General features: G+C 36.6%; 15 protein-coding genes. 7 read left to right on the top strand and 8 right to left on the bottom strand.

The window, feature by feature from the left end; all coding sequences use genetic code 11:
- Positions 1-378: 378 nt before the first annotated feature.
- Positions 379-1,239: a hypothetical protein gene (locus tag F6K27_RS29080; RefSeq protein ID WP_287274735.1), complete on the bottom strand. Its 861-nt coding sequence runs from the start codon at positions 1,237-1,239 to the stop codon at positions 379-381.
- A gap of 286 nt (positions 1,240-1,525) precedes the next feature.
- Between F6K27_RS29080 and F6K27_RS29075 the strand changes: the two genes are divergently transcribed.
- The 4 genes from F6K27_RS29075 (at position 1,526) to F6K27_RS29060 (ending at position 3,539) form a co-directional block, all read left to right on the top strand.
- Positions 1,526-2,092 carry a CHAT domain-containing protein gene (locus F6K27_RS29075; protein ID WP_353736088.1) on the top strand — a complete coding sequence of 189 codons (567 nt, stop codon included), beginning with the start codon at positions 1,526-1,528 and terminating at the stop codon, positions 2,090-2,092.
- A 111-nt stretch (positions 2,093-2,203) separates the two neighbouring features.
- Positions 2,204-2,764: a Uma2 family endonuclease gene (locus tag F6K27_RS29070; RefSeq protein WP_287274736.1), complete on the top strand. Its 561-nt coding sequence runs from the start codon at positions 2,204-2,206 to the stop codon at positions 2,762-2,764.
- Positions 2,761-3,210, top strand: coding sequence for a XisH family protein (locus F6K27_RS29065; protein ID WP_287300946.1), 450 nt, complete (start codon positions 2,761-2,763; stop codon positions 3,208-3,210). The genes F6K27_RS29070 and F6K27_RS29065 overlap by 4 nt, the downstream gene beginning before the upstream one ends.
- Positions 3,198-3,539: a XisI protein gene (locus F6K27_RS29060; protein ID WP_287274738.1), complete on the top strand. Its 342-nt coding sequence runs from the start codon at positions 3,198-3,200 to the stop codon at positions 3,537-3,539. Before F6K27_RS29065 ends, F6K27_RS29060 begins: the two co-directional genes overlap by 13 nt.
- Positions 3,540-3,908: 369 nt before the next feature.
- Here F6K27_RS29060 and ileS read toward each other — a convergent pair whose 3' ends face one another.
- The 4 genes from ileS to F6K27_RS29040 form a co-directional block, all read right to left on the bottom strand.
- Entirely contained in the window at positions 3,909-7,364 is a 3,456-nt protein-coding gene (gene ileS, locus F6K27_RS29055; protein ID WP_287274739.1) for an isoleucine--tRNA ligase, read from the bottom strand.
- A gap of 311 nt (positions 7,365-7,675) precedes the next feature.
- A complete protein-coding gene (locus F6K27_RS29050) occupies positions 7,676-8,248 on the bottom strand; it encodes a hypothetical protein (protein WP_287274741.1) in 573 nt (190 codons plus the stop codon).
- Between the two features lie 180 nt (positions 8,249-8,428).
- Positions 8,429-9,391, bottom strand: a complete 963-nt coding sequence (locus F6K27_RS29045; RefSeq protein ID WP_287274743.1) for a fatty acid desaturase family protein — start codon at positions 9,389-9,391, stop codon at positions 8,429-8,431.
- A 189-nt stretch (positions 9,392-9,580) separates the two neighbouring features.
- Positions 9,581-10,276, bottom strand: coding sequence for a GNAT family N-acyltransferase (locus F6K27_RS29040; RefSeq protein ID WP_287274745.1), 696 nt, complete (start codon positions 10,274-10,276; stop codon positions 9,581-9,583).
- Between the two features lie 410 nt (positions 10,277-10,686).
- Between F6K27_RS29040 and F6K27_RS29035 the strand changes: the two genes are divergently transcribed.
- Positions 10,687-10,932 carry a DUF6883 domain-containing protein gene (locus F6K27_RS29035; protein ID WP_287274747.1) on the top strand — a complete coding sequence of 82 codons (246 nt, stop codon included), beginning with the start codon at positions 10,687-10,689 and terminating at the stop codon, positions 10,930-10,932.
- Between the two features lie 104 nt (positions 10,933-11,036).
- Positions 11,037-11,288 carry a DUF4926 domain-containing protein gene (locus F6K27_RS29030; protein WP_287274749.1) on the top strand — a complete coding sequence of 84 codons (252 nt, stop codon included), beginning with the start codon at positions 11,037-11,039 and terminating at the stop codon, positions 11,286-11,288.
- 39 nt (positions 11,289-11,327) lie between these two features.
- On the opposite strand, the gene F6K27_RS29025 is transcribed toward F6K27_RS29030, so the two are convergent.
- The 3 genes from F6K27_RS29025 to F6K27_RS29015 form a co-directional block, all read right to left on the bottom strand.
- A complete protein-coding gene (locus F6K27_RS29025; protein WP_287274750.1) occupies positions 11,328-12,227 on the bottom strand; it encodes a DNA adenine methylase in 900 nt (299 codons plus the stop codon).
- Between the two features lie 247 nt (positions 12,228-12,474).
- The gene (locus F6K27_RS29020) at positions 12,475-12,672 is read right to left on the bottom strand and encodes a hypothetical protein (protein ID WP_287274752.1); all 198 of its coding nucleotides are present in this window, start codon (positions 12,670-12,672) and stop codon (positions 12,475-12,477) included.
- 115 nt (positions 12,673-12,787) lie between these two features.
- Positions 12,788-13,147 carry a type II toxin-antitoxin system VapC family toxin gene (locus F6K27_RS29015; RefSeq protein WP_353736087.1) on the bottom strand — a complete coding sequence of 120 codons (360 nt, stop codon included), beginning with the start codon at positions 13,145-13,147 and terminating at the stop codon, positions 12,788-12,790.
- 199 nt (positions 13,148-13,346) lie between these two features.
- Here F6K27_RS29015 and F6K27_RS29010 point away from each other — a divergent pair, with 199 nt between their 5' ends.
- Positions 13,347-14,957, top strand: a complete 1,611-nt coding sequence (locus F6K27_RS29010) for an AAA family ATPase (RefSeq protein WP_287274754.1) — start codon at positions 13,347-13,349, stop codon at positions 14,955-14,957.
- Positions 14,958-15,088 lie beyond the last annotated feature (131 nt).

Genomic DNA, 15,088 nt, shown 5'->3' with positions numbered 1-15,088 from the left:
GTAAACAATTTCAAGCTATAAACTGTAAATTATCAATACCATTACAGACATCCTTAAAACTTTAAGGTTTAGCGATCGCCTAATTTATGAAAAATACAGCTCATACAGTTACTTTTATATTACATTGCAAATATCTATGTAACATGTAAAGATGCCAGCGCTCATTGCTATACTTCCTCTTTTTCTGAAACTATATCCTCCACATTCCCCTCCTGGGAGGGGTTAGGGGTGGGTTATATCATGTTCGGTTGAATAGTTATGATTAGGGTATAGATGTAAGAGACATCAAGGGACCCCTGAGATTGCTTCCTTCCACTGCGTTACAGTCGCAATGACTTTATAGTTAGTGTTTATCCGAACATAATATTATCCCCACACTTAGGGTGCCGCTTCTGGGCTGAGAATAACAACATATTCCCCGCGATCGCTCTGCTGAATAACAACAACTGGAGGACGAGCATTTGATGGTTCATCTTTTGACAAAGAAGGAAATATATAATATTGACCGTCCGTATCAAATAGCAGTCGCCAGATAACTTGGGGAAAGTTAGGGTCGGTTTTGTTATTGTAATCTCGTAGTAGTAACTGCTCATATAATTCTATATCTCCGATAATACGAAAATTGCTACTACTAGGGTCCTCTGTCAATTTTTCTTTATCAACTTTTCTGCCTAATGGTAGTTTGTTTTCTGGAGTTATTAAAGTTACTACTGGTAAGAATGATGTGTCGCTACGGGAGTCTCGTATCGCATCAAGATTTCCTTGAGTTTGACCGAGGAAAAATAAGGTTGTTAATAGCCAGAAGGTTACTACTATTTCATCAATTAAAGGTTTGTCATATTTTTGATAGTTAATTTCTTGAAAATAAAGAAATGATTGAAGATAACGGGTTATTTTAGGGCGTTTAGTCTTTAAGATCCATTTCAATAATTTTAAACGCCATTTATTAAGGAATTTATCTAATTTTTGGGTGAAAATTTTAATCAGATGGAAAATATTTGGAACGATAATTAAAGAAGCGATCGCTATTCCTATAGTACGAAAAAAAGTTGAAAAATCTCCACCGGATAAGTTACCAAAAAATACTTGTATTGGTGCAATTAAAAATGATTCTACAGGTAAATCTAGAGTAGTTACCTCTAGTTGAAAATAACTGAAATAAGCCCAACGATAAATCCAACCTGTGAAATATAAGCCGACTCCTAATACAGTTAATAAACTGGCGATTCTACCAAACATTTTCTATAAATTATTGTTTTTTATTGATTTTTTATAATTTTATCCTAATGAGTGAAAATCCTTATCGGCTATCTCCGGAAAATTTCACTAACATAGTGGTTAAACATATTTATAGCAGTTCTTTAGTCTATCAGGCACAGCTTTAGAACCCCCCTGCCCCCCTTGAAAAGCGCGGGGGAGTCTTCAAAGTCCTGTTTAAAAAGGGGGATTTAGGGGGATTGTAAATCTATCTAATTAAACAAAGAAATGCTATAGCAGTAATTAATATTTCTATCCGGTACTAACTATGAAGATAACTCAAATTACAATTATTTTTCTGGTAGTTTGTCTGACAGTAGTGGTAGGAAACATCAAACAGACGATCGCTAACCCTAAGCTACTTGTGGCAACTGAAACTAAAACTGAAAAAGCAAAACCTATTCCAGTTTCATTACCTATTATTGCCGTAGTGAAACTAAAAGATGGTTGCCCTAGTGTGGGTTTAGAGGCAAATACTATTTTGTTTGCCAACGATGAAACTTTTCATATCAGAGATGCTGCACTTTTAGGATTAGAAAATACGGATCTAATTGTTTTGAGTGCTTGCCAAACTGCCATGAAAGCAGACTCCAACGGTGAAGAAATAGCGGGAATTGCCTATTTATTTGAACGTGCGGGTGCGGATGCTGTGATTGCGAGTTTATGGAATGCGGAGGATGAGACAACGAAGGATATTATGGTGAAATTTTATGAGAATTTGCAACAAGGAATGACAAAGGTGGAGGCGTTACGTCAGGCAAAGTTAAGTTATGTTAGGGAGTATGTGAGTCCATTTTATTGGTCGCCTTTGATTTTGATAGGCGATGGGGAGTGAGGGAGTGGGGAGATAGGGAGATGGGGAGATGGGGAGATGGGGAGATGGAGAACAAGCAAAAAATATTTACTCTATATTATAGGTAATCTTCTAGCGGTAAGGGAGTAAGCTATGACAACAAGCAAAATTCATTTATGGACAGTAGCAGAATATCATAAAATGATAGATTGTGGTATTCTGACACCAGAATCCCACGTTAAACTATTAGAAGGCAGTATTGTTGAAATGTATTCCCAACGTGCCCCTCATGCTGCAACGACTCAGGGGACATCAGATTATTTGAAATCTCAATTAAGTCAGCAAGCTTATATCAGGATGCAGTTACCGGTTACATTATCAACTTCTGAACCCGAACCGGATATTGCAGTAGTTCGTATAGATATGAAAGATTATGGCGTTCGCCACCCTAGTGCGGAGGAAATATTCTTTTTAATTGAAATTTCCGACACTACCTTGAGAATAGATCGGCAAGAAAAAGCACTTATCTATGCTGGAGCAAATATTCCTGAATATTGGGTATTAGATGTGGTTCAACGCCAAGTTTATATATATCGTCATCCTACCTCACAAGGTTATCAGTCTGAAGCTGTTTTGTCCCATAGTGATATAATTAATCCCTTGAGTTTTCCATCAGTTTCTTTATCTGTTACAGAAATGTTTTTGCCTTTTTGAAGAAGGAAGAAGGAAGAAGGAAGGAAATAATGCCAGCAAAAGATACTTATCATCAAGCTGTCAAAAATGCTTTAATTAAAGATGGTTGGATAATTTTAGCAGACCCTTATTTAATCAAATACAAAGATGCTGAATTATTTGCTGATTTAGCAGTAGAAAAACCTATTGCTGCTCAAAAAAAAGGAGATAAAATTGTTGTCGAGATTAAAAGCTTTTTAAGTCCCTCGCCCATGAGAGATTTTGAAATGGCTTTAGGACAATATATTTTATATCGAAATTTAATCAATCTTACTCAACCAGAGTATCAAATTTACCTAGCAATTAAAGACAGTGTTTACGAAAACTTTTTTCAAAGAGATTCAATTCAAGATATTACTAAAATCAATCAATTACTTTTGATTATTGTTGATATTGATCGGGAGGAAATCACCAAATGGATAAATTAGAAAAATATCGTAATTATATTAAAAAGATATTAACTGAATATCACGAATGGGTTTTAGGTTCAAGCAATTTAGACCGAGAAAGTTGTCTTGTTTTTGATGAGATACACGATCAATATTTTTGGCTGTTTATGGGTTGGGAAGGAAAGAAAAAAATTAGAAATATTCAAGTTCATATTCGGATTAAAAATGAGAAGATTTATATTGAGGAAGATTGGACGGAGGAAGGTATTGCTAATGAGTTATTAAGGGAAAATGTACCGAAAGAAGATATTGTTTTAGCTTTCCACGATCCTGAAACTCGTAAGTTAACTGATTTTGCTATTGTTTAAATTATAGGATTTTATTTAGGGTTTGCTTATGGAAAGTCTTTTGGTCGGGGTAGGAGACAGGAGACAGGAGACAACCCACCCCTAACCCCTCACAGGAGGGGAAGACAGGAGAAATGGAAATTATAGAGGAAGTAGTCGGGTATATTGTCCCAAGATTTTTCTGCCATAATCATCCCAAAATACTAGCTTTTTGAGCTTGAGCGACCGAAAACCTTGCACTTTTTAAAGGCAAAAAAGGCTGAAACCAATATCTGTCAGTGCTTTTACATTTAATCAGCAAGCCCTATTTAGTATAGACGGTGCGTTAATGAAATGTAACGCACCTTACTAATAGCTGATAGCTGATAGCTGACTGCTGATTGCTTTTTGTTAAAATTCTCCTGCTAAAGCAGCAACACAACGTTTACAAAGAGTGGGGTGTTCTGAAGAAAAACCGACATCAGTAGAATAATTCCAACAGCGGTCGCATTTCTTACCATCAGCTTTGACTACTCCTATTTCTAAAGAGTCTGAAATAGATTTATATTCAAGGCTACTTAAAGCTTCTGGAAACTCCAATAATTCTACCTGAGAAGTAATAAACAGATAACGTAACTCATCAACTTCATTACCAGCTATTTTGGCTTTAATATTATTAGGTTGCTTGGGTAAAGTTTCTGTTTCTACTACTTGTGGAACAGGGGTCGAATCTACTTTTTTGGGAGGAACATAAGCTCCTTCTGGTGAAACTAAAATTGCTGACTGTTTAACTGTATTATCTGTTGATTTTTTCTGTTTGGGTAATAAAGCATCTTTGCCAAATATATCTTCTGTGGCCGATTTGATTTTTTCAGACAACTTTTGCCGATTTTTAGCAAATAATAAGTCGCCAGTCACAAAGCGAATTGTGCAGATAATTCCAACTAATTCCATGATGGAACTTACTACAGGTAGTTGGTGAATTGTTGTTACTACTGTTAATGTTACTCGGATTAACAACAGTAATATAATGGCAAAAAATACTGCTCCTAAAACTTTTTGATAACCACTAAATATTTTACTCAAAGTATCAGGAACTTCTGAGATAAAATCATTGGTTTGAGCAAAATTCGCAGGAGTTTCTGGTAAGTTATTAGGAGTTGTATTTTCTGCTTTTTCTGGTTCAGTTTCGATTTTTGCTTCGATAAATTCTGACTGATTTTTTTCTGCTTTAGCAATAGGGTTAAAACCTTGTATTTGCTCCTGTAATTCAGGTTCTTTTACATACAATAATACCTTTGCTTCTAGAGGCGCACCGATCGCTTTTTCTGCCCGTGCTTTTTCCAAAACTTTATTCACTTCAGTACGAGTTTTTCGCAGTTCTTGCCATAATTTAGCCAACTCTGGGTTATGCCATTTTGACTCCATTTTCACCCACCCAGACTCAAATACAGATTTGTAAGGAGTCGGATAAGGAAGGTTTTGCCAAATATCTTCTGCCATGTGAGGTAAAACAGGAGCGATCGCTTTAGCTAAATTTTCTACAGCTATAGCTAAGACTGTCTGACAACTGCGCCGTCTGTAAGCATCAGTGGCGCTGATATAAAGTCTGTCTTTGGCAATATCTAAATAAAAGTTAGATAAGTCAACCACACAGAAATTTTGAATTGTTTGGAAAAAGCGGAAATACTGAAACTTCTCAAAACCATCCTTTACTTCTGCAAATACCTCTGTCATCCGGTGCAACATATAACGGTCTAACTCTGGCATTTCTTCATAAGCAACAGCATCTTTTTCCGGGTCAAAATCATGGATATTCCCCAATAAAAATCGTGCTGTGTTTCTAATTTTGCGGTAAATATCCGCTATTTGCTTGAGAATATTTTTACCCAGGGGTACATCGGAAGAATAGTCAACAGAGGAAACCCACAAACGCAAAATATCTGCACCATAAGGAGGTTCTTGTTTTTGATTTTTGCCACCTTCGATAACTATTGACGGGTCTACCACATTCCCCAGAGACTTACTCATCTTGCGACCATTCTCATCCAACACAAAACCGTGAGTCAAAACAGTTTTATATGGTGCAACACCATTAGTAGCAATACTGGTCAGCAAACTTGACTGAAACCAACCGCGATGTTGGTCGGAACCCTCCAAATAGATATCAACTGGATACTTTAACCCATCCCTTTGTTGAGCAACTGCCGCCCAAGATGAACCAGAGTCAAACCAGACATCCATCGTATCTGTACCTTTCTGGTATTTATCAGCATCTGGGCGATATTTTTCTGGTAAAAGTTCCTCCACCGACATTTCCCACCAAGCATCAGAACCTTTTTCCGCAACAATTTTTTGCACATGAGCGATCGTCTCCTCAGTCAGCAAAGGTTCCCCAGTCTTTTCCTCATAAAATACCGGAATAGGAACCCCCCAACTCCTTTGTCTAGAAATACACCAGTCAGAGCGATCGCTCACCATAGGAGTAATACGGTTTTCTCCTTGAGCAGGTATCCACTGCACATCAGCGATCGCCTTGAGTGCTTCATCGCGGAAACCCTCTACAGAAGCAAACCATTGTTCAGTTGCTCGGAAAATAGTTGGTTTTTTAGTGCGCCAGTCATAGGGATATTTATGTTCGTAGGGTTCCTCTTTCAGCAGAGAATTAGCATTTTGCAGTGCTTCAATGACGGCAATATTTCCCTCTTTTAATACATTCAACCCAGAAAACTCGCCTGCTTCAGCAGTAAATTTCCCATTACCATCAACAGGAGACAAAATTGGTAAACTATAGCGTTGCCCTACAATATAGTCTTCCTGACCATGACCAGGAGCAGTGTGAACTAAACCCGTACCTGAGTCGGTAGTAACGTAGTCCCCACCAATAACAATATTACTTTCCCGGTTAAACAGTGGATGTTGGTAAGTACAGTTTTCCAAGTCTTGACCTTTTACTGTTACTACAGGAGTTAAACTTGTACCCAAAGTTGCCGATAAACGCTCCACTGCTTCTGCTGCAACTATAAATAATTTATCTTCTCCCATTACATAGTCAGCATCGGGTTTAACCACAGCATAATTCAGGTCTGGGTTAACACTGACTGCCAAATTACCAGGAATAGTCCAAGGTGTTGTCGTCCAGATGGCAACCCAAAGTTTTTCCAGATAAGGTTTGAGAGACTTTTCAACCGCTTTTGCTAGTTTCGTAATTTTAAAAGCAGCATAGATACTTTGAGATGTGTGACCTTCAGGATATTCTAATTCAGCTTCTGCAAGAGCAGTCCTAGAACTCGGACTCCAATGTACAGGTTTAAGACCACGATAAATGTAGCCTTTCAAAACCATTTTGCCAAATACCCCAATTTGAGCAGCTTCATATTCTGGAGTCAGAGTCATGTAAGGATCTTCCCAGTCTCCCCAAACTCCATAACGTTTGAATGACTCCCGTTGTTTATCTACAGTTTCCAGAGCAAAGTCTCTAGCTTTTTGACGTAATTCTATAGGTGTGAGTTTTCCCCTTTCTGCTGATTTAAGATTTTGAATAACTTTTAATTCAATAGGTAAACCGTGGCAGTCCCAACCAGGAACATAACGCACTTTTCGCCCTTGAAGAATTTGATAGCGGTTAATAATATCTTTAAGAATTTTATTCATTGCATGGCCAATATGTAGATTGCCATTGGCATAAGGCGGGCCATCATGTAGGGTAAATATTTCCCCTGGGTTGGTTTGGGAGAGGCGTTCATAAATTTGTGATTCTGCCCAAAACTTTTGTAGTTCTGGTTCGCGGGTGACTGAATTTGCCCTCATATTAAATTTAGTTTGGGGCAAGTTTACGGTGTCTTTATAGGATTTTGGTTCAACCATTAGATTTTGGATTTTTCTGTTAGTATATTAAGAATTTTAGACTTATTTGTTTGTATAGCAGAAGGAAGAAGAAAGAAGGAAGAAGGAAAAATATTGCGTTGCCTGAGTTTTAAGTTTTTAATCTGTCCTAACTTTTCCTTCGACTACCTAAGAAGAAAAAAACAATGGGTTCTATATAATGATATCAATTGCTGGAACTCACCAGAGGAAATTAAGCAAATCTCAGAGCGATCAGCAAAATTTTAGTTGTATAGACGTATAACTGGAGGCTGTGAAAGAAATGTGAAGTAAAAAAAGGCGGTGATACCTCTTCATTCTATTAAATTCCTGTACCAGATATGTAAAATCCCAACATCAGAATCTTCCTTAGGCTCAACAGGAACAAAACCCATTCTTTGAGCAAAACTTAACCCTTCTTTAGTTATGGGTAAAGTGAAGACTAAGGAGTAGTTCATCATCAGTTTGGCTGTATAAACAAAAGATGCTCCATAATCGCGGATATTTTTTGTGATGACTCCCCCAAAAGCTAAATAGGCTGAGGACTGAATAGTGTCACCAGGTGCAACATGTTCTGGTTTTAAATTTAAACCAGTTAGACTCTTTTTTAACATAAGTTCGGAAGACTCAGAAGTAAGAGGAATTAGGCTAATAATTGCACAAATTTCAGGATTTTCTACATGACCATTGAGACGCACAACAACTTGAAAGGCACTCGGATTAACTTGATGAATTTGGAGGATAATCTCATAGGGAATTAATTGCATACCCCAAGTTGACTGTACAATCCCATAGACCCAGTCAATTTTATCTCTAGGAATTGGTTGAAGTGTATACCCTTGTATTAAGTTATCTTTGTCAGCAGTTCTTTTGACTTCACTTGGCATTAATTTTTCCCAATTATAATTGATTCTTATGTTAGAGCAAATGTTCTATTTTATAGGGTTTAATATTTCGGCAAAAGTGTTAAGCTGTTCGACATTAAAACTGGGAATTACCTACTTCCTACTCCCTACTGCTTTTACTGAGATAATGGTCTGCCAATCTGAATACTTAACAGTTTACCCTCAATTGAGGGATACTAATTTTCCTATCAAGTGTTCCCAGATTACTTGATGATAACTAGTATTAATGTGAGCATATTGACGGTAAACTTCGGATTTTGTCAATTCTCTTTGTAGTTGAGGTAGATTGTAGAAGGGAACTTGAGGAAATAAATGATGAGAAAGGTGGTAATTTACTCCACGTGTTGTAACAAACAGTCGATCAAACCAAGAATTGATAACGTCCCTTGTTTGAAAAACAAGTGGAACTTCTCCTCTATGCTCAAACTCTCCCTCAGGATAATGTTCAGCTAAACTTCGTATATTGTTTACAAAAAGTCCCCAAGTTGCTAGAGGAACGAACCAATACATCGCAATGATAATAGCTGGATAAAAATTTAGGTAACAGCCAACAAGTACCATCACGAATGTAATGGAAATGAAGCTAACATTGAATGTGGTCTGTTGCCAGTTTTTAAGTTTAAATATGTAATGGGCTAAGATTAAGATAAAAGGGACTCCTGTTATCATTGAAGCCAATTTAAAAGCCTTTCTCAATTGAGGCATTTTTGACAAATTCTGTCGATTATTAAATTCTGGGTCTTCCTCAGTATTAAGATGACGGTGATGCTTAAAGTGGTAATCGCGATAGTCATCAAATCCCATACTTGCTGGTAGATAAAGTGAAAGACAGATTGATTTTGCAATGAGATCATTAATACGCCGATTTTTAGAAATTAGACAATGAGTTCCTTCGTGAAGTCCTATCGAGGCTATACCGAATTGACGTCCAGCAATAACGATTACGGCAAATATATAGATGGCAAGGTTCCAAAAGTGTTCGCATAAAAAAACTGTCAAAATAATTAGTCCATAGTCTAACAAAATACTAGAAACTAAAGTCAAGGGATGCAATTGAGATAACTTGATGAGTACATCTCTCTCTAGAAAACTATTAGGCGTAATTATATTAGTTTGGGTATTCATTTTACACAAAAATAAATGTTTTTACCCTCAGTGAGTGGAGGTATTTGTCTTCTGAATGAATTTTAAGGTTTGATGAAAATTAGCTTGGATAAGGTTGGTTTAAATTGGAGTTTGAAGCTTTGTTATGACATTCAACATTTCTGGAGCTGGTGTTCTCCGTTGGCCACAAAATCTTTGTGGAACTCACGTTTAGTAAAATTTGAAGCTAGTATCAAACTCGAAAAGGTATTTGAACAAGTAACTGCGATTACGATATCCCTGAGATAAAAGTTGAACAGGATCGATAACCATTGCAATGCTTTTACTCTGGCTACATAATAATTTAGTATCAATGAACGGACAGCCAATTTCTTCAAATCCAATTACTTTGAAGATTTTTAGCGGTGTTGTCTTAGTATCAACAAAAGCATCAACGAATATATGAGAAACCTGATGAATGAAGCAGTAGTGGAATCCAGCCTTGATCATAGTGAGGCATAATCCAAAAGGTGCCCCCTTAATCTTCCTAAGCTGCCTGAAAACAGGAGATACCATCAACCGCTGAGCTTCAATTGCTCTTGGAGTGGATTTTTTGATAGGGCCGAGGCGAAAGGACTGCTCAAGTGGGAGACCAGCTACTGAGTCAAATACTAATCGCATTGTAGCAACTGCTTTATTGTCAACTCTTGCTAATAAATAGACTGAATGAGGGTGATATGAGTCGTGAAGTAAAGATTCTTCTTGGGGCGGCAGCCACCCCAATTCGTCAACATACACTTCATGCCAGAGATTGTTCACCTGTTCAAGTTCATCTGAAGTGCTTGCAACAATCAAAGTAAGCAATTGGTGATTAGATGTTGTTAGCTGCTGCTGAGGGAAAATTAAAGAATTGTGCAAGTTACTCATAAGCTAAAATTACTATTCAAATGATTATATCTTATCTGTACTTTGGGATTTTTTATACCGAAAATGGCTTTAAACCCACTATAGCAATCCTATTTTATTTGTGACAAAAATCTTGCCAATTTTTAGGGAATAGGGAACAGGTTAACAAGTTATAAGTCCAATAGCCATCTTGGTTTTATGATTCTGGCAGTCATTTTTCGTAATTTTTCGGTCTCCTGAACCCTTATAGTTGTTAAGCTCCTTAAAACGGTTTTCCTGAAGGCTTTGTATTTCAAGAAAAGATCCCAAATGGGTTCTATAAGGAGCGAAACTATTTATGATATTCTGAAAATAAATTGGTATAATTATTTATTTATCAATGGAGTTTACTTGAAAAAAAGTATAAAGTGTACTTCTGATTATCTATAAATATGAAAATTCCTAATTCAAAGCTTGCAAAAGTTGATATTCGGAAGTTGCGCGATTATTGCCTCTCTCCAGAGCATTCTGGGGGTAGGCACAAAGCACGGTTGTTTGAATCTATTCTTGGCATGACTGCTAATGATGGGGAAGCACTGCGTAATATTCTTCTTGAAGTTGTTGATATTTATGATGCCCAACCAGGACGCATAGATGGATATGGACAACGCTATACTCTAGACTTTGTGCTTGAATAGAATAATAAAAGTGCCACAGTTCGTAGTGGGTGGATTATTGAGCATGATTCAGATATACAAAGGTTAACAACTTGTTATCCTCTATAATTATTGAAGGTGAAAATATGAATGAGACAATCAAATTATTAGATGTAGTAGCTCTTACAGAAGACTTACCAGAAGTAAATTTATATCGCGGACAGGTAGGTACAATAGTAGAAATTCTGGCTGGTGGGAAAGCATTTGAAGTTGAGTTTTGCGACCCTAGTGGGCGCACTTATGAATTATTGGGTTTGCAACCAGAAAAGTTTATGGTGTTGTATTTTGCTCCTGTTTCTAGAGCGTACAGCAGTTTTCAGGTCAATGAACCACGTTAAAAAAATGATAACCCTGTAGGAACGTTCCATGGAGCGTCCCTACTTTGTTAGTTGTTGCCCGTCGATAGATTGTTTCCAGGATTTCTTGTGGTTCTGACATTTAATCTCCTGTTCTGATATTTGATAATTTACCCACAACACTTCAACCCGGTTTTGCTTTTTTCCATCGGTACGAGTGTTAGTCGAATGAGCTTTTTTTGCTGGAGCATCAATACAATACCAGTCTTGATAAAGGGTATCAAATAATTGACAATGATATCCAGAAATCGCCACTTTACCTTGAACACTATGCAACACTTCAGCTAATTTTTTGTGTTCCTCATCTGTCATTTCATACCCGTAAGCTTTTGTATCCGTCCGCGAGTCGTGGGGATAGGGTGGATCGCAATAAAAAAGTGTTTCTTTACTATCGAAACGTTTAATAACTTCAATAGCTGGAGAATTTTCAATTTGCACCCGCAATAACCTTTGCACAATTTCCGATAATCCCTCTATACTACCTAACCAACGGGAAACAGCACCTGCCATTCCTGCTCTGGTTGTTAGCTTACAATGTGCCCACCTTCCTAAACTCGCTGTTTGAGCTAATCCCGTTCTGACTTGTCTTGCTCGGACAAAAAAACGGCGGGCACGTTCTAAATCAGAAATTTGTTCTGTAGGTGGTGTCAGCGCTATTTTAAATTCTTCTCTAGAAAAAGGAGTAAGAGCGATCGTTTTAATTAGTTCTTCTTGAGAGTCTCGTAACATTCTAAAAAAGTTAACAACTTCTCCATCTAGATCGTTATAGGTTTCTACAGTAGAGGGTTTTCTATTCAATAAAACTGCTGCTGAACCACCAAAAGGTTCACAGTAATGTTGCGTTTCTGGCAACAGTGGCAGTAACCAATCAAGATGATTAAATTTTCCTCCATACCATCCAAAAGCTATTAATTTACTCATTTTTTAAGTGAATTTTTAATTATTATTAAACAATTATTTTTTTAGTATAATAAATGAAGAATAAACCTCGCCATTTCAGTTATCAGTTATTAGTTATCAGTACCTCTGGCTGAACGCAGAGGCTTAAAATACGGAAGCTTACTTTTTTCATCCCCTTAAAAAGGGAGGCTTTATACCTTATTTTTTGGTAAAAAAAATAATAACCCTGTAGGAATTTTTCATGAAACATCCCTACTTTATTTGACAATTATATCTGCTCTTGAGAAAAACTTTCTTTTCTTTTTTTCAAAGGAGTTTTAATTATTTTTCCTTTCCATTCTTTCTCGAATTGCTCTCGTTTTTCCAACCAGTCAGCGAATATTAATTCCGGATCGTAGTTAAAAGCTTTGGCGTGTTCTTCTCGTATTGTGTAAATTTCTTCTAAAATTTCATCAGGTAACATCATAGTTTTTTCCTCTTAATTGATAAGGTGTACAAAGTATTGGTAATTCATAGCCAAAGTTAGTGCTAATTTCAGATAATTTTCTCTGAATATTAGGGTTAGCAATATGACGACAATTTCATGTTAAAAGATAGTCTAAACCATAAACAGTTGCTAGAGCAATATGGAAGGTATCATCACTAGCTTTGGTGGGAAGATTGGTTTGTTGGAGAAACTGTCGAGCTAAGTCTTTTACAGTTTCATTAGAAATGAGAGAGGGAAAGTCTTTAATCATCTCTATTCTATTTTGAGCCATTTCTGGGTCGCCTCTAGCTGCCTCATCCAAGACTACTTGAGAGACATATATTTCAAAATTGCTTCGGCGAGTATCCCACCATTCTCTGGTTACTGCCATATTAGCAGCAATAATTAGATTTTGGCTTGGTCTGGCGGTTAAATAACCAATAACACTTGTTTCTAAATATAAAGTTTGACTCATGGCTATTTAATTATTGTTCAAATTTATCTTGTTTAAATTTCCTCATAACTAAATTTTAACCTAATTTGATTGATTTATTGTGTTAACAATTTAAGATTACTCTGTTTTAAAGCTAGTGAATTGTTTCCAGAGTTAGTTTACAATGCCTTATAAATTAACTAAAATATGTCAAGCATAGAAAAGCCGACAAAATAGTAATATGTTTAATAAAGATTTTTATTCAAAGTTTTCTAACTTCCTATCAGAGCTTTCAGAGACAGAAGTAAGGAAATTTTTTTTCGATCAACCCTCAGACGATCCCTGGTTATATGAAGAGACCTTAAGACCAGAAATTGCAGATGAGTTTTTACAACGTTTACAGGAACCTATTTTTAAACAATTATCAGAATATATTACTAAATATATCATATCTGTTGACTTCACAAATTTTCCTACTACATTATCTATAAACGGTAGAGGACTATTATTTAACACACAAGCAGGTTTCTTATTTGTGGGTTATGCAGGACATTGGTATTTACAAATAGGGTTTTGGATGTCATATACCCATCTGACTTACAGACAAGATTGGATATCATCTAATCATGACACTTACAGACAAGATTGGATACGTTTTCAAAACAATATTTATCAAAATCATCCAGAAATTAACTCTATTTTAAAAGTGCTTACAGAACAGTATCCTTTAGAATTTGCTTATAGCACCTTAGATTATGATCGTTGTAGAAGTAGTAAATTAACAATGGAGGAATGGAGCAGAGATATTCAAAACAAAGAATATCATCTACAAGATATTGTTGTAACAGCAGAAATTAGCCTATTAGACACCAGTAACAAAGATTTTTCTTTCTTTGAATTGAGCAAAGATATAGTATCAATACTTAAGAAACTGTTTCCTTTAGTTTTACTAGCAAAATACGATGATCCAATGCCACTAATATATGAGTACCTAAGTGTAACTGGTATAAGATATCCCCTATCTCAATGCTCCCAAGAAACTAACTTCCCAGAAACACAACTTACCCAATGGATACGCGCTATCAACCGCAAAAAACAAGCCATTTTCCAAGGTCCACCTGGTATCGGCAAAACTTTCCTCGCTCAAAAACTCGCTCAACATTTAATTGCTGGAGGTGACGGTTTCTGGGAACTCATCCAATTTCATCCTGCTTACACCTACGAAGACTTTATTCAAGGTATTCGACCGCAAAGCGAAGATGGAAAACTCACCTACCCTGTTGTTCCCGGTCGCTTCCTGAAATTTTGTCAAAAAGCAGCACTCTGTCAAGATACTTGTGTACTCATTATTGATGAAATTAACCGCGCTAACCTTTCCCAAGTTTTCGGCGAACTTATGTATCTCCTGGAATACCGCGACGCCAAAATTTCCCTTGCTAGTAGTGGAGAGTTATTCAGCATTCCCGAAAATGTTCGCATTATTGGCACGATGAATACTGCCGATCGCTCCATTGCTTTAGTAGATCATGCACTCCGTCGTCGCTTTGCTTTCATCAACCTCTCTCCTAACTATGAAATATTGCGTCAATATCACAAAGAAATAGAAACAAATTTTTCAGTGGAAGGGTTAATTCAAGTCTTAGAAGAAGTTAACAAAGAAATAAACGACCCTAATTATCAAGTCGGTGTTTCTTTCTTTCTGCGAGAAAATATTGCAGAGGAAATACAAGATATTTGGCAAATGGAAATTGAACCATATTTAGAGGAATATTTCTTTGCTCAACCAGGAAAAGTCGATAATTTTCGGTGGGATAAAATTCAAAATCGGATGTCTTCAGCAATTAACAATTAGGCAAGGCTTTGTTGCATGAAAGTAGCGATCGCCAAAAACTCCCTTAGTTGGAAGTTAACTAGATTTCTACTTTGTAGCTCTGGGGTTTACCATTTTGAATCATCACGTTGAGTATGGAACATTGTATGAAT

It is taken from the genome of Okeania sp. SIO2F5 (assembly GCF_010692685.1).
In the GTDB taxonomy this organism is placed as follows: Bacteria; Cyanobacteriota; Cyanobacteriia; order Cyanobacteriales; family Microcoleaceae; genus Okeania; species Okeania hirsuta.
Note: the sequence above shows the minus strand (reverse complement) of the source record. Positions and strands in the feature narration are given on the sequence as shown.